The organism is Nitrosomonas sp. (assembly GCF_020852615.1).
GTDB lineage: Bacteria > Pseudomonadota > Gammaproteobacteria > Burkholderiales > Nitrosomonadaceae > Nitrosomonas.
The window spans coordinates 45,902-64,681 of record NZ_JADZAJ010000030.1; the positions used below are offsets into that span (position 1 = coordinate 45,902).

Sequence of the window (18,780 nt, forward strand, 5' to 3'; positions counted from 1 at the left end):
CCGAATCCCTTGATTCAAGAATCCAGAAAACAGCAGCCCTGCAGAAATACTGCCAACTGCTTTTATCAGTAATTGAATCAACATAAAAACCAAAAAACCTTTGAAAGATTTATGCTGCCTTATCTTCGACCAGGATACGCAACATTCTGCGCAATGGTTCTGCAGCGCCCCATAATAACTGATCTCCTACTGTGAAAACAGAGAGATATTCACCTCCCATATTCAATTTGCGTATGCGGCCAACATGAATATCCAGTTTTCCGGTAACAGCTACCGGAGTCAGTTCCCTGGTAGTGGCTTCTCTTTCGTTAGGAATAACATGAACCCATTTATTAGACGCAGCAATAATTTCCTCAATTTTTTCCAGCGGAATATCCTCCTTCAGCTTGATTGTCAGTGCCTGGCTGTGGCAGCGCATAGCGCCCACCCGCACGCAAATCCCATCAACCGGGACCGGATTATCTGCATGGCCTAAAATTTTATTGGTCTCGGCCTGCCCTTTCCATTCTTCTCGGCTCTGCCCGTGCGCAACTTCACGATCAATCCATGGAATCAGGCTTCCAGCCAGCGGCACACCAAAATTCCGGGCAGGAAATTCCTTATCACGTAATTTTTCAGCGACCTTGCGATCAATATCCAATATGTTGGAAGACGGATCATTCAACAGATCTTTTGCAACATCATGGGTTTCACCCATTTGCTGCAACAGTTCACGCATATTCTGTGCACCTGCACCCGATGCCGCCTGATAAGTCATGATACTGGCCCACTCAACCATATCCTGATCGAACAGCCCGCCAACCGCCATCAGCATCAGGCTAACCGTACAGTTCCCACCAATATAGTTTTTAACACCCTTGTTCAATGCATCATCAATAACTGATCGATTAACCGGATCAAGAATAATAATGGCATCCTCATTCATCCTGAGACTGGAAGCGGCATCAACCCAGTAGCCCTGCCAGCCGGAATCCCGAAGTTTCTTAACAACATCGCTGGTATAGTCCCCACCCTGGCAGGATATGATGATCTCCATTTCACGCAGGGCAGCAAGATCGTAGGCATCCTTGAGCACACCCGTTTCCCGACCAATATCCGGGCCTTTTCCACCCGCCTGTGAAGTTGAAAAGAATACGGGCTCAATCAATGAAAAATCATTTTCCTCACGCATCCGCTGCATCAGAACAGAACCCACCATACCACGCCAGCCTACAAACCCAACACGTTTCATGTAATTCACCCAGCCTTTACAAAATAGTTTTATCCATACCAGCTTTGACAGCTTACTACCCGGCATACCATCAATAAATCAGAAGAAAGGGGTAAAACCGGGCTATAAGTAAAACAGTATCAGGTTAGCGGGATTGCAGATTTTCCAAAACACAGTCTCCCATTTCCAAGGTTCCCACCTTTTTTGTACCTGTTTCATAGATATCAGCGGTACGGTAACCCTGCTCCAATGTTTTTTGAACGGCATGTTCAATTTGTGACGCTATTGATTCTTCATTAAAAGAGTATCGCAACATCATTGCAGCAGACAGAATCGTTGCTAACGGGTTAGCAACTCCTTTACCGGCGATATCAGGAGCCGATCCGTGAATGGGCTCATACAACCCTTTGTTTTTGTCATCCAGAGAAGCAGAAGGAAGCATCCCGATCGAGCCTGTCAACATAGACGCCTCGTCAGAAAGAATATCACCGAACATATTCCCGGTAACCATTACGTCAAACTGCCCGGGGTTGCGTACCAGCTGCATTGCAGCATTGTCCACCAGCATATGTGAGAGCGTTACATCCGGATAAAACTGCGCTGTTTCCGTTACCACATCACGCCATAGCTGGGTACATTCCAGAACATTCATTTTATCCACCGAGCACAGCCTGCCATTTCGTCTGCCGGCTGCCTGAAAAGCCACATGAGCAATACGCCTGATTTCTGATTCAGAGTAGATCATCGTATTGAACCCCACTTTCTGCCCCTCTCTGAATTCAATACCCCGCGGTTTTCCGAAATAAATATCCCCGGTCAATTCACGCACAATCAGAATATCCAATCCGGCTACAACTTCCTGTTTTAATGTCGAAGCATTCGCCAATTCGGGATACAACACAACAGGCCGTAAATTGGCAAACAGGTTCAATTCCTTCCGAATCGCCAGCAAACCCTGCTCCGGCCGTTTTTCACGTGGAAGATTATCGTATTGCACTCCACCCACAGCGCCCAGCAATATCGCATCCGCCTCTACCGCGAGCTTACGTGTCGTATCAGGGAAAGGCTCGCCTGTCGCATCCACGGCACAGCCACCCAATAAACCCGGTTCAAGCTCAATCTTCAAACCTTCCCGCCTGAAATGCAGCAGTATCCGTTCAGCCTGGGCCACAATTTCAGGGCCGATACCATCACCGGCAAGCAGTGCAATTTTCATATTTACAGCCCGCCCCTGCCCTGTTGTAAAAACAACCAGGGCTGATCGTTTCGCCGATTGGCTTCAAATTTTCTGATTTTATCGGCATGTTGTAACGTCAGCCCGATTTCATCCAATCCATTCAACAGGCAATGTCTGCGAAACGGATCCACATCAAACCGGTAAACCTCGCCGGACAGGGCAGTTACAGTTTGTGCATCCAGATCCACCTCCAGCCGGTAACCATTTATCGCGAGCGCATCTCCGATCAGCCTGTCAATAACAGATGTATCCAATATGATTGGCAGCAGGCCGATCTTGAAGCAATTGTTATAGAAAATATCAGCAAAACCAGGGGCAATAATTACATCAAAACCATAATCCTGCAGAGCCCAGGGCGCGTGCTCCCTGCTGGATCCGCAACCAAAATTATCACGCGTAACCAGTATTCCGGCCCCCTGGTAACGCGGCTGATTTAGTATGAAATCCGGATTCAGCCGGCGCAATGACATATCCTTGCCTGGCTCTCCGTAATCAAGATAACGCCATTCATCAAATAAATTCTGGCCAAAACCAGAACGTTTGATTGATTTTAGAAACTGCTTGGGGATAATCGCATCCGTATCCACATTTGCACGATCCAGCGGCGCAACGATTCCCTTAAATTTCCTGAATTTTTTCATTCTGCCTATCTGGCGCCTCTTTCAATGGCCTCTCCACCTCGCTGAACATCTTTACCAAACCCCTGCATGGTATTGCAGGCAGCTAATTGAGCAGCCATTACCAGCACCAGAAATAATGTGGAAAACATCTTCATCATTAATCTCCTAAAAAATTTTATTTAACGGAAAAAGAACGGATATCAACAAAATGTCCGGCTATGGCAGCTGCAGCCGCCATAGCCGGGCTAACCAAGTGCGTTCGGCCACCCGGCCCCTGCCGACCTTCAAAATTACGATTGGAAGTCGACGCACAGCGTTCTCCCGGCAATAACCTGTCATCATTCATCGCCAGACACATTGAACACCCGGGCTCACGCCATTCAAACCCGGCCGACAGAAAAACCTTATCCAGCCCTTCTTTCTCCGCCATAGACTTAACCAGGCCGGAGCCGGGAACCACCAATGCCAGCTTGATATTGGGAGCAATTTGTTTTCCTTTAATAACATCCGCTGCCGCACGCAAATCTTCTATGCGCGAGTTGGTACAGGATCCAATAAAAATTTTATCCAGGGAGATTTCCTGAATGGGCATCTTTGGCTTCAGCCCCATATACTGCAGCGCATGTTCAATATCGTTACGTTTAGTCGGATCACTGATTTCCGCGGGATCAGGTACATAACCATCAACCGAGGCTACCATTTCCGGAGAAGTCCCCCAGGTCACCTGTGGCTTAATGTCGGTGGCTTTCAGCTCAACCATCCGATCAAAGATCGCACCTTCATCGCTGATCAAAGTGCGCCAGCGAGCGACTGCCCGATCCCATAAATCACCCTGTGGGGCAAAGGGCCGCCCCTTAATATAACTGATCGTTACCTCATCCACACCCACCATGCCGGCACGTGCACCCGCTTCGATTGCCATGTTGCACAGCGTCATCCGGCCTTCCATGGAAAGTGATCGTATCGCGCTGCCCGCAAATTCAATAGCGTAGCCCGTGCCACCAGCAGTACCTATCTCACCGATAACAGCCAGTGCAATATCCTTGGCCGTTATCCCGGGAGGCAAATCACCCTCAACCCTGACAAGCATCGTTTTAGATTTGCGGGCAACCAGACACTGTGTCGCCAGGACATGTTCAACTTCAGAAGTCCCAATGCCAAAAGCCAGACAGCCAAACGCTCCGTGTGTACTGGTATGAGAATCGCCACACACCACTGTCATGCCGGGTAAAGTTGCTCCCTGCTCGGGACCGATTACATGAACGATTCCCTGGCGCTCATCATTCATTTTGAATTCTGTAATGGCAAATTCTTCACAGTTTTGATCCAGAGTTTCAATCTGCAAACGAGATACCGGATCCCTGATACCCTTGCTTCGATCCGTTGTCGGCACATTGTGATCAGCCACAGCCAGAATCGAATCAGTTCGCCAGGGTTTTCGGCCAGCCAGTTTCAAACTCTCAAATGCCTGCGGGCTGGTAACTTCATGTACCAAATGACGATCAATATAGAGAATTACCATGCCATTCGGATCATCCGATTCCGAGTGCACAATATGATCGTTCCAGAGTTTGTCGTATAACGTTTTCATTTTCCAATTACGAGTGCCGGTTTCATGTGCGCGAAATTATCCCATAAAGCCTGTGCAAGTAACAGATTCACTGTTTACCCGGCAAGTTGTCATTCAATACACTTCAAAAGCTGTATTTAATGGCTGTGTTTACAGATCAGCACGAATACCACCCAATACAATGGCATATTTTACAGCAAGAAAAACACCAGACTAATACCCGTCCGCCACATAAAAAAATAATCAGGCCAGTAACGCTAACTCAATAAACCACAAGGCAAAAATGGATTTTTCTCACCTCAATAATTAGTTGACAGCAACCTTTATCGAAGGTAAATTCCGCGCGCCATTTAACAACAAATAGAGGGGGTAATTTCAAATGGTCTCAACAGTTTATGCCATTACACTTACGTGTATAGGCTTGATCATAGCGGTTTTTTATTTTGTGATCGTCAACTCCAAGGAAGCCGAGGCTGACTATCAGTCAGTCACAAAAAAGTGGTATGGATTTCGCAGTAAATGGTTTCTTTTCCTGATTACACTGGGAATCACCATCACTTTCCTTTCACTGAATCCATTTCCACTTCCGGATCAGAAAAAAGAATACTCAAGCAGTGAATACCAGGTTGTGACTGTAGATGGTCACCAGTGGTACTGGAACATCGCTCCTGTCACGATTAAAGCAGGTCAGCCGGTCGAATTTCAGGTATCTGCTGCAGATGTTAACCATGGCTTTGGTATCTATGACGAAAACCTGAAACTCGTTGCACAAACTCAAGCTATGCCTGGTTATACCAACAAGCTTATTCACACATTTGATAAACCGGGAAAATTCAAGATTCTTTGTCTGGAATATTGCGGCCTGGCACACCACGCCATGATTTCCGAATTGACCGTAGAGTAACTAATCCGGCATTAACAAAGTTAAGAACATATTGGAGGATACAATGAGTGCAGCAGAAACAAGTGGGAAGATTGAGTATTCCGATTCAGTGAATCGGAATGCACTGATCGCTGTCAAGGCTCACCTGATAGCGGGTTTACTGGTGTTTTTACTGATGATGCTCGGCGGGTTGACCATGCGGGCAGCACAAGGCACCTGGCTGGAAATTGGTGCAGATCTGTTCTATCAGATCATGACGGTACATGGCGTAGGCGTTGTCGGTGCGGCAGTAATCGCATCAACTGGCGTTCAGTGGTACTTTCTGCGTCAGTATGTTCGCTTAAGCAATGGTATTTTCTGGACAAATTTCATTATTTTCCTGACCGGGGTCGTCATGATCCTCGGTTCCATTTTTGTGGGTAAATATGGTGGCGCCTGGACTTTTCTCTATCCTCTGCCCGCCATTTCAATGGGAGCCTGGTCAAATGGTGCCGCAGCACTTTTCCAGCTAGGGGTGCTCATCATCGGTGTTGGTCTGCTGATCCTCTATCTGGATTTTGGTCGCGCCATTCTGGCACGTTACGGCAGCCTGGCTCGTGCATTGGGTCTTACCCAGCTTTTTGGTAAAGAGCCGGTAGATTACAAACATCCTGCAGCCGTAGTTGCCAGCACAATGGTACTGATCGTCAATTTCCTGGGTATTGCAGCCGGTGCTGTGGTACTGGTTATGGGCCTGATCAATCTGTATTACCCGGAATTCAAGCCGGATGCTCTGTTGATGAAAAATCTGATCTATTTCTTCGGTCATGTCATCATCAATGCCACCATCTACGCATCAGTCATTGCTGTTTATGAACTGCTGCCACGCTTCACCGGCCGTCCATGGAAAACCAACAAGCCATTCTATGCAGCCTGGTTTGCCATCGTATTCATGGTAATGGGTGTCTACCCGCATCACCTTATGATGGACTTTCCAATGCCTTCATGGGCACTTATCGCTGCACAGATACTCTCCTTTGGTAGTGGTATCCCGGTTATGGTCGTTACCGGTTACGGCGCTTTAATGATCGTATATCGTTCGGGCATCAAATGGAGTACCACAGCCAAACTGTTAGTCTTATCCATGTTTGGCTGGGGAGCTGGTGTCGTTCCGGCTATTCTGGATGCAATGATTACCGTAAACCGTACCTTCCATAACACATTGTGGGTGCCAGGACATTTTCATTTCTATCTTCTGATTGGTTTGCTGCCCATGATTATCGGGTTTACTTATTATCTGACAGGCGAAGGTGACAGCAAGGAAGAAACCAAAACTGTTGACAACCTTGGTTTCTATGCTTATCTGATCGGTGCCTTCATGACATCCATGGTCTTCCTGGCCAGCGGAGCAAACAGCATTCCCCGCCGCTGGGCAGCTCATTTGCCTGAATGGGTAGGTTATGCTCAGGTAGGTACAGTTGCTGCTTCACTAGTAGTAATCGGGATGTTATTCTTCATTGTTCGCGCACTGGTAAGTTTGCCTGGCGCCAGCAATCCCCGCTAAAACAGAAAGCCCAACAATCGCTCACTGAATAAAGTGTGCGATTGTTGGCATCTGAAAAGGCAGTCGACACACCTCACCATAAAGGAGGAAAAGGAGTGAGGACTTTCCTGGCAACGCTTTTCATCGCACTCGCAGGAACGCTCATTCTTTGGATAAGTACTGACGGAGGGCGCGCTTTTACAGCAGAAGAAGCGCGCCGCCTTGAAATCCGTGAAAATCCCCGCCCTGTGCCTGACTGGCAATTACAAAATCAGGAAGCAGAACCCTTCACCTTTCAAGATTGGCACGGGCATTTCATCGTTGTGGATTTTATCTACACCAGTTGCCCCAGTGTATGTCTGATACTCAGCAGCAACCTTAGGAATTTGCAAAAAGATTTTTCCGCCGCGGGAAAATCTGACAGGCTGCGTTTTCTCAGTATCAGCTTTGATCCGGAAAAAGATACCCCCCAAAGATTAAAAGAGCACCTGAGTCATTTTTCTGCTGACTTCACAAACTGGATGGCTCTCCGACCCACCAGCGAATCTCAAAAAAAAGCGATTCTGGATTTCTTTAAAGTCGTCGTTATCCCTGACGAATACGGCGGCTATACCCATTCTGCCGGCTATCACATCATCAGCCCGGACGGAAAGCTGATCGCCATATTCGGGGTAGATGAGATGGATGAACTTCGCAGTTACCTTAACCAGGCTCTGGAGGACAGGGAAAATGCATCTGACAATTAAAATGGAATGGCTGCCCGTGGCAGCGCTGGTAATACTCGCCCTCCCTCCAATGCAGAAATTTCTGGAGCAAAGCATGGTAACGCACATGCTTGTCCAGATACCGGCACTGGCAGTTATCGGATGGTTTCTCGGCAGGGCATTGCCCGAAAACTGGGGTAATCAATTAGCTCCATGGAACCGATGGGGTATAACGGGCATGGTTTTCGCTATTGCCATCATGACTTACTGGATGTTGCCACGTGCACTGGATGCAGCTGTAGCTGAGTGGTACGCTGAACTGGCTAAATTTATTACCATCCCGGCGATGGGTATTGCATTGGGAGTCAGCTGGCCTCAGCTCAACCCAATTGCTCAGGGTGTTCTCAAACTGGAATTCTGGGCAACTTTTATGCGTTTAGGGTGGCTTTACCTTGATCTGCCTGATCGACTCTGTGCCAATTACCTCTTGAGTGATCAGCGTGTTTTAGGGCAATTACTGCTACTGGCCGGAAGCGCCTGGGCAATCACCTGGACTCTTCGTGTCACATTTGGAACCAGAATCATCAATACCTGAAAAACCTGCAGTGATCCGGTTTTAAACAGATCACTGCAGGTCCCGTGTTATGCACTGTGTGTGCGATACCACAAGGTTGAATTGAATATGACTGCGCCCAGCATATTTCCTATCGTTACCGGGATTTGATTCCACAGCCACCATTGGGAAATGGTTACATCAGCCCCCGACAGTATCCCAATCGGGAAAACAAACATATTTACCACTGCGTGCTCAAAACCAAGTGAGAAGAAGGTCGCCAGTGGCAGCCACATCAGCATGACCTTGCCAGGCACACTGCGCGATCCCTTGGCAAAAACCGGAGCAAGACTCACCAGCCAGTTACACAGTATTCCCATTCCAATCGCTGCAACCCAGCCATTTACTCCATACCCCGAGTAAGAAGCTTTCTTCTCGGCGAGATGCGCCAGTGTCGTAAGTACCCCCGGCGGTTCAACAGCCCCCCCCTTGGTCAGTGAGAACCACAGCAAAAATGCAAAGAAAATACCGCCGATCAGATTGGCTATAAATGTCCAGATCCAGTTGCGGATTACACTGCCCAATCCAAATCTGCCGGCAAAGAACCCCATTGGCATCACGGAAAAACTGCCTGTTGCCATTTCCAGGCCCAGTATTGACAGCATAACGTAACCCACCGGGAACAACAGACCCGCAGCGGCCGTTGGCCAACCCTGTGATACCAGCAATGCACACAACGCCGTGGCATAAGCCAGAAAAGGTGTGCATAAAAAACCTCTTACCAGAATCTGGCCAACTTTAAATTTTTTCTTTTTCGTTGCATCCTCGACAAGATCACTTCCCATTTGAACGGGTGTAACACTGTCAATCACTGCAGTTGGCTCATTACTCACTTTAGCCGGAGCTGCACCCATCGCAGAGCCACCCGCCGACATGGTTTCCGCAGCAATACCCGATTGAATGACTCGTTCATGCGAGATGATCGAAGGTTGTTCAGATTCTTTCATATTCTTTTCAAGATAGATTAATTGAGGGAATGTATGATGAATAAGCTGTGCAATTCACGCACGGCGGGCAGGATTCTGACATAACTCAAGATGCCCAGCAAGCAAATAGTTCTGCGAATTTAGCAGGTTACGGCCATCTGTGGTAATACTCCACCACGGCACGGATTCACGCATATCCTTCCGGATTATTCTTCTGCCAGCGCCAGTGATCCCTGCACATCGCAGCCAGATCACGTTGCGCTTCCCACCCCAGAAGTTCCCTGGCAAGGGCAGGGTTGGCATAACAGGCAGCCACATCACCGGCCCGCCTGGGTGCCAGCTGGCAGGCGATTTTCCGATCGCAGGCTTTTTCAAAAGCGTTAACCACATCCAGCACACTGTAGCCCGTCCCCGTACCCAGATTGACTGCCACACATTGCGGCGCAGCAAGACGATCCAGCGCGCTGAGATGCCCCAGTGCAAGATCCACAACATGGATGTAATCCCGTACACCTGTACCATCATGGGTCGGATAATCACTTCCCCACACGTTCAGATATTCACGCCGCCCTACCGCAACCTGGGCAACGAATGGCATCAGGTTGTTGGGAATACCCTGTGGATCTTCACCAATCAGCCCGCTTTCATGTGCACCAACGGGGTTAAAGTAACGCAGAATAGCAATACGGAATTGGGAATCCGCCTGATATACATCACGCAATATATCCTCAATGATCAGCTTGCTGCGGCCATAGGGATTGGTAGCAGACAGCGGATGATCTTCCGTCAGGGGTAACCGCTGCGGCTCACCATAAACCGTCGCCGAGGAGCTGAAAACCAGTGTACCAATACCACAATTCTGCATTGCAGCCAGCAGCCGCAGTGTGCCGACAACGTTGTTGTCATAATATTCGAGCGGTTTCCCGACTGACTCACCCACCGCCTTGAGTCCGGCAAAATGAATCACTGCTTCGCATCCGTATTCTTTCAAGGCTTTTTCTATTGCAGCCTGATCCCGTACATCGCCATTTACCACAACCGGTTTTTTACCGGTAATCCGCTCAACACGGCGCAATGCTTCCGGGTGGCTATTACAAAAATTATCCAGTACCACAACTCCATAGCCGGCTGTCAGTAATTCCACGCAGGTATGTGAGCCAATATAGCCGGCGCCACCGGTAACAAGAACATTCATATCTGTTTTCCTCTTTTCCGAATCCATCTCAATCAAACACCTCTGCCCGAGCAAATGACACTCCCCCGGCATCCTTAGCGGACAGGACCGGCTGAATACCCGCGGGCCAGGTGATATTGAGGGTAATATCGTCCCAGCGTATACAACGCTCATAAGCAGGCGCGTAGTAGTCTGTTGTCTTGTAGAGGAATTCAGCGGTATCACTCAGCACAGTAAAACCGTGGGCAAACCCTTCCGGGATCCAGAGCTGATGTTTGTTTTCTGCAGAAAGAACCTGGCCGACCCATTGACCAAAGGTCGGGCTGCTTTTGCGCAGATCGACAGCCACATCAAACACCTCGCCCTGCACCACGCGCACCAGCTTGCCTTGCGGCTGCTGAATCTGGTAATGCAGGCCGCGCAGAACATGTCTCATGCTGCGGCTGTGATTGTCCTGCACAAACCGGACAGATCGATTAACCGCTTTTTCAAACCCGGCCTGGTTAAAACTTTCAAAAAAGAAACCGCGCCCGTCACCAAACACCTTGGGCTCAATGAGCACAACATCAGGGATAGTAAGTGATACAGCCTTCATCAGAATACATTCTCCCTGAGAATTCTCAGCAGATACCTGCCATACCCGTTTCTGGCCAAAGGCCGGGCCAGTGTTTCCAGTTGCGCTGCATCTATCCAGCGTTGCCGGTAAGCAATCTCTTCGGGACAGGCAACTTTTAACCCCTGCCGATTTTCCAGGGTGGCGATGAACTGGCTGGCATCAAGCAACGATTCATGGGTGCCGGTATCCAGCCAGGCATAGCCGCGACCCATGATTTCCACACCGAGATTACCCTGTTCAAGATAAAACCGATTGAGATCGGTAATTTCCAGTTCGCCGCGTGCCGAAGGCTTAAGCGCTTTAGCAAAACCGGCAACCCGGTTGTCATAGAAATAAAGTCCCGTCACTGCATAGCCGGATTTGGGTTGTGCGGGTTTTTCCTCCAGAGACAGCGCTTTGCCATCAGTATCAAATTCAACAACTCCGTAGCGTTCCGGATCATGTACGTGGTAAGCAAATACTGTCGCTCCGTCGGGGCGCGCCATTGCATTGGCCAGCAACTGCTGGAGATCATGGCCATAGAAGATATTATCTCCCAGCACCAGTGCGGAAGGATGGTTACCAATGAAATCCTCTCCAATCAGAAAAGCCTGGGCAAGACCATCGGGTGAGGGTTGTACCGCGTATTGCAGATTCAGACCCCACTGGTCGCCATCACCCAGCAGCTGCTGAAAACGCGGAGTATCCTGCGGCGTACTGATGATAAGTATGTCGCGTATGCCCGCCAGCATCAGGGTACTGAGCGGATAGTAAATCATGGGTTTATCGAAAACCGGCAGCAGCTGCTTGCTCAGTGCAAGCGTGGCCGGATGCAAACGGGTACCGGAACCCCCGGCAAGAATAATGCCTTTGCGTGTCATATATTGATTTCTTGAATGTTCTTTCAGGCCATAAAACGCTGGCTGCTATACTACAGCCAGCTGACTGATCCAGTGTGCTGTCAGCCGGTCACAGTGTACCCGTTTTATCAGGATCGCCAGAAAGCAGATAAAGCTTTATTTTTTCAATCATATCGTTTGTATGACAAATATCGGTTTTATCGGTCTGGGCATCATGGGAAAACCCATGGCCGGCCATCTCATCCGGGGAGGTTACCCGGTTTACCTTCATTCCCGCAGTGGCGTACCGGATGAATTGACATCCCTGGGCGGGGTTGCCTGCCCCGCCCCCGGGGATGTGGCTGAACGAGCGGATATCATCATCCTGATGCTGCCGGATACACCGGACGTCGAAAAAGTACTGTTTGCTGAAAACGGGGTCATATCAGGCCTGTCCACAAATCCGGCCCAATCAAAAATCATTATCGATATGAGTACGATCTCACCGGTCAGAACCCGGGATTTCGTTACACGGATCAGGCAGATCGGCCACGAGTACGCGGATGCTCCGGTATCGGGTGGCGATATTGGCGCCCGCAACGCCACACTGACCATCATGGTCGGAGCAACCGAAGCAGTTTTTGCGAAAATCGAACCGATACTGGCATTAATGGGAAAAACCATTACACGAATCGGTGAACCGGGCACGGGCCAGGTCTGCAAGGCAGCCAACCAGATCATCGCGGCCCTGACGCTTGAAGCCGTGGCCGAAGCACTGGTATTCGCCTCCAGGGCCGGCGCGGACCCAAACCGGGTCAGACAGGCACTGCTGGGTGGATTTGCTGCTTCACGCATTCTGGAAGTTCATGGTGAACGCATGCTCAAGCATACCTTTACTCCCGGTTTCCGGATCGATCTGCATATGAAGGATCTGGGAATCGCACTGGATTGCGCTACGGAACTGGGCGTCAGCCTGCCGGGCACTGCACTGACCCAATCGCTTTATAACGCCTGCGTTGCACACGGAGACGCGCAGCAGGACAGCTCGGCTATTGTACGCATCCTCGAAAAACTGGCCGGACATACGATCCATCCATCCACTACAGCCTCTCATGAATCGTAAGCAGCTGATCGAAGCCTTCCGCCAGTTTCTGCCTGAAGAAGCCGTGCTGTACGAAGCAGAAGATTTAAGGCCGTATGAATGCGATGCTCTGTCTGCCTACCGGCAGCTGCCGATGGTTGTCGTACTGCCACGCACGGAAGCTGAAATTGCCGCCATCCTGAAAATTTGCCATAGCGGGCGTGTTCCGGTGGTAGCACGTGGTTCCGGCACCGGCCTGTCCGGTGGAGCACTGCCTCTTGCGGAAGGTGTACTGCTGTCACTGGCCAGGCTGAACCGCATTCTGGAAATTGACTCTGCTGCCTGTACTGCGCGTGTGCAGCCGGGCGTCCGTAACCTGGCCATCAGCGAAGCGGCCACACCTTACGGGATGTATTACGCGCCTGATCCTTCCTCCCAGATTGCCTGCAGCATCGGCGGCAATGTGGCAGAAAATTCGGGAGGCGTGCACTGTCTCAAATACGGGCTGACTGTTCATAACATTTTACGTTTGCGTGTGCTGACAATCGAAGGAGACATACTGGAAATTGGTGCAGATGCACTCGACAGCCCCGGTTTCGATCTGCTCGCACTGATGACGGGCAGCGAAGGCATGCTGGGGATCGTCACCGAGATTACGGTCAGACTGCTGCCCAAACCGGAAACGGTAAAACTGGTCATGGCGGTGTTCGACGATGTCAGGAAAGCCGGCGAGGCTGTCGCCAGTGTCATTCAGGCCGGTATCATTCCGGCCGGTATGGAAATGATGGACAAGATCACCATTCATGCCGTCGAAGATTTCGTGCATGCGGGTTACGACCTCGAAGGGGCAGCAATTCTGCTGTGTGAATCCGATGGTACGGCAGAAGAAGTTGCTGATGAAATCGGGCGGATACGCACCATTCTGCAGGCAAGCGGTGCTACCCGGATCAGCCTTGCGCAGGATGAAGCCGAGCGGCAGCGCTTCTGGGCCGGACGAAAAGCCGCCTTCCCAGCAGCCGGTCGGGTTTCACCGGATTATTACTGCATGGATGGCACCATTCCACGCAAGCATCTGGCACACGTGCTGGAACAGATTGAACAGCTTTCAGCAGAGTATGGCCTGCGCTGTATGAATGTATTTCATGCGGGAGACGGTAACCTGCACCCGCTGATTCTGTACGATGCCAACCAGCCAGGTGAACTGCAAAAAGCAGAAGCATTCGGTGCCCGTATCCTGGAAATCTGTATTGAAGCAGGCGGATCACTGACCGGCGAACACGGCGTGGGAATCGAGAAACTCGACCAGATGTGCCTGCAGTTCAGTGATGCCGAGCGCAACCGGTTCCATGCGATCAAAGCAGCATTCGATCCGCAATCGCTGCTCAATCCGGGTAAAGCGATTCCCGAGCTGCACCGCTGTGCCGAATTTGGAGCGATGCATGTCCACCGGGGCACTGAAAAATTTCCGGATATACCCAGGTTTTAATCCATGCAAGATCAAACCATCCTCGATCAGCTTATCCAGCCTGTTATACAGGCTGCCGAAAACAAGCAGCCGCTGCGTATTCGCGGTGGCGGCAGCAAGGATTTTTACGGCAATCCGCAGGCGTTACAGCATTCTTCCGTACTCGATACGTCCGCCTGGCAGGGCATCGTTGATTATGAACCGAGCGAACTGGTGATCACAGCCCGCTCCGGAACACCGCTGGCCGAACTGGAAAAGCTGCTGCACGACCACGGTCAGATGCTGGCTTTCGATCCCCCTCATTTCGGTGCTGCCGCCACACTGGGCGGGTGTGTCGCAGCCGGATTGTCCGGCCCCAGACGCGCCTACACCGGTGCTGTACGTGATTATGTGCTGGGCACCAGATTGCTCGATGGCAAGGGTGATATTCTGTCTTTTGGCGGACGGGTAATGAAGAACGTTGCCGGTTATGATGTTTCCCGTCTCATGACAGGTGCCATGGGTACACTGGGCGTACTGCTCGAAATATCGCTCAAGGTACTTCCCAAACCGGCTGTAGAACGCACCCTGTGTATTCAAACCATTCCGGATCAGGCAATTAAAATTATGCGACGCTGCTCGGCTGAACCACTGCCGGTTTCCGCCACCTGTTTTCATAATGATCAGCTTTACATCCGACTTTCCGGTACCGAATCCGCCGTGCGCACGGCGCATGCCAGACTGGGAGGGGATGAAATCAAAGACCAGGCAAGTGACAAAGAAAATTTCTGGGAATCTGTCAGAGATCACGTTCATCCATTTTTCCGGCAGGGAAAATTAAATGGCAAATCGCTGTGGCGCCTGTCGATCAAGCCGACCACTCCCCCGCTTTCACTGCCGGGTGAACAGCTGATCGAATGGGGTGGCGCATTGCGCTGGCTGGTAACAGATGAAAATACTGATACAGCGGCAATACGCCAGCAAGCCTCAAATGCCGGTGGTCACGCCACCCTGTTTCACAGCAATAAAACAGCGATTCCTGTATTTCACCCGCTTTCCCCTGCTCTGCTGAAAATCCACCAGCGTCTGAAACAGCAGTTCGATCCGGCAGGTATCCTCAATCCGCAACGACTGTATACCGAGTTTTAAACCATGCAAACCCGTTTGACTGACCTGATCAAAGACACGCCGGAAGGCAAGGAAGCCGACGCCATTCTGCGCAGCTGTGTGCATTGCGGCTTCTGCCTCGCCACCTGCCCCACCTATCAGCTGCTGGGAAACGAGCTGGACAGTCCGCGCGGACGAATTTACCTGATCAAGCAGATGCTGGAAGGCCAGGAAGTCACTGAAAAAACGCAGCTGCATCTTGATCGCTGCCTGACCTGCCGCGCCTGTGAAACCACCTGTCCATCCGGGGTACAGTACGGACACCTGCTCGACATCGGCCGGGGCATGGTTGAACAGCAAATCCGGCGCACCCCTTATGCCACCTTCAAGCGTTACGCCCTGCGCAAATTGCTGCCTAACCGCACCCTTTTCAGTACGCTCATGGGTGTTGCCCGTATGGGCCGGCCACTACTCCCTGCCCGCCTGAAAAGGACGATATTCCCGGAACCGGTAACTGCCCGCAATCCCTCCGGTAAAATCCACACACGCTCCATGCTGATACTCGCCGGTTGCGTACAGCCGGCAATGACACCCAACACCAACCACGCTACCACACGCGTACTGGACAGGCTCGGTATTGCAGTGATGACTGCAGAACAGGCCGGCTGCTGCGGCGCGCTTGCCTACCACCTCAATGCGCAGGAGGAAGGATTAAACGCCATGCGCCACAATATTGACGCCTGGTGGCCTTTTGTCACGCGATCCGAGAATCCGGTTGAAGCTATCATCATCACGGCCAGCGGCTGCGGTGTTACTGTCAGGGATTACGGACACCTGCTGCAACACGATCCGGATTATGCTGAAAAAGCTGCAAAGATCTCCAGCCTGACCCGGGATATCAGCGAAATCATCACGGCCGAAGCTTCCACACTGATCCCGCTACTGGAAGCAGAAAAAGCGACATCGAAATCCTCACCTCCACGCAATCTTGCCTTTCACGCCCCCTGTACCTTGCAGCACGGCATGAAACTGAAAGGAAAAGTCGAACCGGTTCTGCAGGCGGCAGGCTTCAACCTGACCAAAGTGGCTGATCCCCACCTCTGCTGCGGCTCAGCAGGCACCTATTCCATCCTGCAGCCCAAACTTTCCCGCCAGTTGCGCGACAACAAAATCGCCGCATTAACCATGGAAAACCCTGATCTGGTAGTTACCGCCAATATCGGCTGCCAGATGCATCTGCAAGGCGGCACTTCGCTGCCTGTGCGCCACTGGATTGAACTGCTGGATGAAACCCTGGCCGGGTAACTGCTGAAATCAAAAATCCGGCTGATCCCCTATCCGCGCGGCCGTACCGCCGACAGGGGGATCTGGTTCAGTTCCGCTGCGGCCTCGCGCCAGGCCGGATAATACTGGTCCATCAACCCGACAAACCGTTTGTTATGCGATGGTTCGATCAGGTGAACCAGCTCATGCACCACAACGTATTCCAGCAGATCCTGCGGTTTTCTCACCAGATCGGTATTCAGCCGGATATGGCGACGCCTCGTATTGCAGCTGCCCCAGCGGGTTTTCATCTGCTGCAGAAAATAGGCAGAAACACTCACACCCAGTCGCTCCTGCCATTTTCCGATCAGCTCAGGCACCACAGCGTGCAACAGGGATTTGTGCCAGGCGTGCATTACGGCAGTACGTTTGAACAGATCACTACCGGGGCGCACCTGCAGGGTGATGGTCTGCTGATCCATCAGCACACACGGCCCGGCTGGTTTTTCCACCACCTGCAGCACGTAATGACGCCCCCATACAGCATGACTTTCCCCGCCGATAAACTGCCGGGGTGCTTCCCTGACCTGCGCCTGCAGTTTTGCCTGCTGCTTGTGAATCCAGGGGAGTTTTGAAACAGCAAAAGCGTGTATTGCCGCCAGCTGAATACCGATTGGAGCAACCAGCGTTACTTGCCCATCTGGCGCAAGCACTCTCAAATAAATATGTTTCACTCTCTTGCGCCGCATGAAAATCGTAAGATTTTCCAGCCTGATCTGTTCGCTCATCAATCAGCCTGTTCTTCCGATCCGAAATGATCAGACGGCCAGGGCAGATCATTTTCCTGCGCCAGCATCCTGCCCCATGCTTCCAGTTCGTTCAGAATTTCCTGCTGTGTTTGTTGTGTGCAATCGGTTCGCAGTTGTAAAAGTTTCTGGTGATATTCATTCAATGTCAGGCTGCCATTGATGGCATTTTCACCAAGCTGTCTGCGGCAATGCGTTTGCCAGCGGTGTTTTTCCTGAGCTGATAAGGTATCAGGAAAGTTGCGGGCACGATAACGGAACAACAGCTCAATATACCGCTCATCCTGAAATTTTCCGGCCAGATCAATCAGTTTTTCCGGTTCTGCATCACGCACCAGCGGGAACAGATTGCGATCGTGGTCACTGGCAAAACCATCGTATAACGCCAGATCGGCATCATTTTCTATCAATACTTTATTGCCGGAATACGCCTGTCTGATTCGTTGTATGAAATCCAGATGCTGCAGTAACTGTTGCCAGTGTTGCTGGCATTGTTCGATATTCAATCCGATTCGATTGGTAATTTCATCATTCAAAACTTTTTGTGGCGCCAGTGCCGGACATTTGTTCAGCCTGACTGCTTTGACCGGCAGGCGCTGCTGCCCTTCTGCCAGCTCTTCTTTGGGCGTAAAAAGACGTTCCGCCAGTGCATCGCTATCCAGCTGTATAAATTCAGCAGGATCATGTCGCAAGTCATAAACCAGCACACTGTTGGCATTGCCGATTTCAGGCAGCAGCGGCATGACCAGCGTGGTGCAGCCGTATTCTGCCGGATACATGCGGGAGGTATGTAAAACCGGGGCGCGGGTTTTCAGATCAAGCAAGTTGCCAGCTGCACGTTTATCACGCAAACGAAACAGCCAGTCGTACAGACGCGGTTGCCGGTCACGCAGCAGACGGGCCAGCGCAATGGTCGCCCGGACATCGGATAACGCATCATGCGCACTGTCATGTACCAATCCATTGGCTGTGGTGATGTCCTCCAGCCGAAAACTGGGCTTCCCTTCGCCGTTGGCCGGCCAGTTGATGCCTTCCGGACGCAGGGCAAAAGTCATACGGGCAAGATCGATCACATCCCAGCGCGAATTACCGGATTGCCATTCACGCGCATAGGGGTCATAAAAATTGCGGTACAGCGTAAACCGGGTGACTTCATCATCGAATCGCAACGTGTTATAGCCCACCC

At 51.0% G+C, this 18,780-nt stretch carries 19 protein-coding genes; 8 read left to right on the plus strand and 11 right to left on the minus strand.

The genetic code is table 11. The annotated features are described in order from the left end of the window. Positions 1 to 109: 109 nt before the first annotated feature. The 5 genes from asd to leuC all read right to left on the minus strand — a co-directional run bounded on the left by asd (position 110) and on the right by leuC (position 4,658). The gene (gene asd / locus IT527_RS06910) at positions 110 to 1,231 is read right to left on the minus strand and encodes an aspartate-semialdehyde dehydrogenase (protein WP_292967798.1); all 1,122 of its coding nucleotides are present in this window, start codon (positions 1,229 to 1,231) and stop codon (positions 110 to 112) included. Positions 1,232 to 1,355: 124 nt separating this feature from the next. Beyond that, complete coding sequence (gene leuB / locus IT527_RS06915; protein ID WP_292967799.1) at positions 1,356 to 2,426, minus strand: 3-isopropylmalate dehydrogenase; 1,071 nt, start codon at positions 2,424 to 2,426, stop codon at positions 1,356 to 1,358. Between the two features lie 2 nt (positions 2,427 to 2,428). Further along, positions 2,429 to 3,088 (minus strand): 3-isopropylmalate dehydratase small subunit, encoded by a 660-nt coding sequence (leuD, locus tag IT527_RS06920; RefSeq protein WP_292967800.1) that lies wholly within the window; start codon positions 3,086 to 3,088, stop codon positions 2,429 to 2,431. 5 nt (positions 3,089 to 3,093) lie between these two features. Beyond that, positions 3,094 to 3,225, minus strand: coding sequence for an entericidin A/B family lipoprotein (locus IT527_RS06925; RefSeq protein WP_363278104.1), 132 nt, complete (start codon positions 3,223 to 3,225; stop codon positions 3,094 to 3,096). 17 nt (positions 3,226 to 3,242) lie between these two features. Continuing rightward, positions 3,243 to 4,658 (minus strand): 3-isopropylmalate dehydratase large subunit, encoded by a 1,416-nt coding sequence (gene leuC / locus IT527_RS06930; protein WP_292967801.1) that lies wholly within the window; start codon positions 4,656 to 4,658, stop codon positions 3,243 to 3,245. A gap of 424 nt (positions 4,659 to 5,082) precedes the next feature. On the opposite strand from leuC, the gene IT527_RS06935 reads away from it, so the two are divergent. The 4 genes from IT527_RS06935 to IT527_RS06950 are packed head-to-tail and all read left to right on the plus strand — an operon-like array spanning position 5,083 to position 8,341. Then, a complete protein-coding gene (locus IT527_RS06935; protein WP_292967802.1) occupies positions 5,083 to 5,541 on the plus strand; it encodes a cytochrome C oxidase subunit II in 459 nt (152 codons plus the stop codon). Between the two features lie 43 nt (positions 5,542 to 5,584). Then, positions 5,585 to 7,063 carry a cbb3-type cytochrome c oxidase subunit I gene (locus IT527_RS06940; RefSeq protein WP_292967803.1) on the plus strand — a complete coding sequence of 493 codons (1,479 nt, stop codon included), beginning with the start codon at positions 5,585 to 5,587 and terminating at the stop codon, positions 7,061 to 7,063. Positions 7,064 to 7,107: 44 nt separating this feature from the next. After that, positions 7,108 to 7,788, plus strand: coding sequence for an SCO family protein (locus IT527_RS06945; RefSeq protein WP_292967804.1), 681 nt, complete (start codon positions 7,108 to 7,110; stop codon positions 7,786 to 7,788). Continuing rightward, positions 7,772 to 8,341, plus strand: a complete 570-nt coding sequence (locus tag IT527_RS06950) for a hypothetical protein (RefSeq protein ID WP_292967805.1) — start codon at positions 7,772 to 7,774, stop codon at positions 8,339 to 8,341. The genes IT527_RS06945 and IT527_RS06950 overlap by 17 nt, the downstream gene beginning before the upstream one ends. Positions 8,342 to 8,388: 47 nt before the next feature. Here the strand turns inward: IT527_RS06950 and IT527_RS06955 are convergent, their stop codons facing one another. The 4 genes from IT527_RS06955 to rfbA form a co-directional block, all read right to left on the minus strand. Further along, positions 8,389 to 9,306 carry a formate/nitrite transporter family protein gene (locus tag IT527_RS06955; protein ID WP_292967806.1) on the minus strand — a complete coding sequence of 306 codons (918 nt, stop codon included), beginning with the start codon at positions 9,304 to 9,306 and terminating at the stop codon, positions 8,389 to 8,391. 166 nt (positions 9,307 to 9,472) lie between these two features. After that, complete coding sequence (galE, locus tag IT527_RS06960) at positions 9,473 to 10,480, minus strand: UDP-glucose 4-epimerase GalE (protein WP_292967807.1); 1,008 nt, start codon at positions 10,478 to 10,480, stop codon at positions 9,473 to 9,475. Between the two features lie 28 nt (positions 10,481 to 10,508). After that, complete coding sequence (rfbC, locus tag IT527_RS06965; protein ID WP_292967808.1) at positions 10,509 to 11,054, minus strand: dTDP-4-dehydrorhamnose 3,5-epimerase; 546 nt, start codon at positions 11,052 to 11,054, stop codon at positions 10,509 to 10,511. Next, positions 11,054 to 11,935: a glucose-1-phosphate thymidylyltransferase RfbA gene (gene rfbA / locus IT527_RS06970; protein WP_292967809.1), complete on the minus strand. Its 882-nt coding sequence runs from the start codon at positions 11,933 to 11,935 to the stop codon at positions 11,054 to 11,056. Before rfbA ends, rfbC begins: the two co-directional genes overlap by 1 nt. A gap of 160 nt (positions 11,936 to 12,095) precedes the next feature. Between rfbA and IT527_RS06975 the strand changes: the two genes are divergently transcribed. The 4 genes from IT527_RS06975 to glcF are packed head-to-tail and all read left to right on the plus strand — an operon-like array spanning position 12,096 to position 16,830. Continuing rightward, positions 12,096 to 13,016, plus strand: a complete 921-nt coding sequence (locus IT527_RS06975; protein WP_292967810.1) for a 2-hydroxy-3-oxopropionate reductase — start codon at positions 12,096 to 12,098, stop codon at positions 13,014 to 13,016. Next, positions 13,006 to 14,460, plus strand: coding sequence for an FAD-linked oxidase C-terminal domain-containing protein (locus tag IT527_RS06980; RefSeq protein ID WP_292967811.1), 1,455 nt, complete (start codon positions 13,006 to 13,008; stop codon positions 14,458 to 14,460). The genes IT527_RS06975 and IT527_RS06980 overlap by 11 nt, the downstream gene beginning before the upstream one ends. Before the next feature lie 3 nt (positions 14,461 to 14,463). Further along, a complete protein-coding gene (gene glcE, locus IT527_RS06985) occupies positions 14,464 to 15,567 on the plus strand; it encodes a glycolate oxidase subunit GlcE (protein WP_292967812.1) in 1,104 nt (367 codons plus the stop codon). Between the two features lie 3 nt (positions 15,568 to 15,570). Continuing rightward, positions 15,571 to 16,830, plus strand: coding sequence for a glycolate oxidase subunit GlcF (gene glcF / locus IT527_RS06990; RefSeq protein ID WP_292967813.1), 1,260 nt, complete (start codon positions 15,571 to 15,573; stop codon positions 16,828 to 16,830). A 29-nt stretch (positions 16,831 to 16,859) separates the two neighbouring features. On the opposite strand, the gene IT527_RS06995 is transcribed toward glcF, so the two are convergent. Together IT527_RS06995 and sbcB are read right to left on the minus strand one after the other, a co-directional pair. Next, positions 16,860 to 17,576, minus strand: a complete 717-nt coding sequence (locus IT527_RS06995) for a SprT family zinc-dependent metalloprotease (protein ID WP_292967814.1) — start codon at positions 17,574 to 17,576, stop codon at positions 16,860 to 16,862. Further along, the coding region (gene sbcB / locus IT527_RS07000; RefSeq protein ID WP_292967815.1) for an exodeoxyribonuclease I at positions 17,576 to 18,780 on the minus strand (1,205 nt) is incomplete at its 5' end. The genes IT527_RS06995 and sbcB, both read right to left, overlap by 1 nt.

Coding starts and splice junctions, on each gene's coding strand:
- leuC (WP_292967801.1), bottom strand. CDS start 4,658: ATGAAAACGTTATACGACAAACTCTGGAACGATCATATTGTGCACTCG.
- IT527_RS06940 (WP_292967803.1), top strand. CDS start 5,585: ATGAGTGCAGCAGAAACAAGTGGGAAGATTGAGTATTCCGATTCAGTG.
- IT527_RS06975 (WP_292967810.1), top strand. CDS start 12,096: ATGACAAATATCGGTTTTATCGGTCTGGGCATCATGGGAAAACCCATG.
- IT527_RS06980 (WP_292967811.1), top strand. CDS start 13,006: ATGAATCGTAAGCAGCTGATCGAAGCCTTCCGCCAGTTTCTGCCTGAA.
- leuB (WP_292967799.1), bottom strand. CDS start 2,426: ATGAAAATTGCACTGCTTGCCGGTGATGGTATCGGCCCTGAAATTGTG.
- glcE (WP_292967812.1), top strand. CDS start 14,464: ATGCAAGATCAAACCATCCTCGATCAGCTTATCCAGCCTGTTATACAG.
- leuD (WP_292967800.1), bottom strand. CDS start 3,088: ATGAAAAAATTCAGGAAATTTAAGGGAATCGTTGCGCCGCTGGATCGT.
- IT527_RS06925 (WP_363278104.1), bottom strand. CDS start 3,225: ATGATGAAGATGTTTTCCACATTATTTCTGGTGCTGGTAATGGCTGCT.
- rfbC (WP_292967808.1), bottom strand. CDS start 11,054: ATGAAGGCTGTATCACTTACTATCCCTGATGTTGTGCTCATTGAGCCC.
- IT527_RS06995 (WP_292967814.1), bottom strand. CDS start 17,576: ATGAGCGAACAGATCAGGCTGGAAAATCTTACGATTTTCATGCGGCGC.
- galE (WP_292967807.1), bottom strand. CDS start 10,480: ATGAATGTTCTTGTTACCGGTGGCGCCGGCTATATTGGCTCACATACC.
- IT527_RS06955 (WP_292967806.1), bottom strand. CDS start 9,306: ATGAAAGAATCTGAACAACCTTCGATCATCTCGCATGAACGAGTCATT.
- glcF (WP_292967813.1), top strand. CDS start 15,571: ATGCAAACCCGTTTGACTGACCTGATCAAAGACACGCCGGAAGGCAAG.
- IT527_RS06950 (WP_292967805.1), top strand. CDS start 7,772: ATGCATCTGACAATTAAAATGGAATGGCTGCCCGTGGCAGCGCTGGTA.
- rfbA (WP_292967809.1), bottom strand. CDS start 11,935: ATGACACGCAAAGGCATTATTCTTGCCGGGGGTTCCGGTACCCGTTTG.
- asd (WP_292967798.1), bottom strand. CDS start 1,231: ATGAAACGTGTTGGGTTTGTAGGCTGGCGTGGTATGGTGGGTTCTGTT.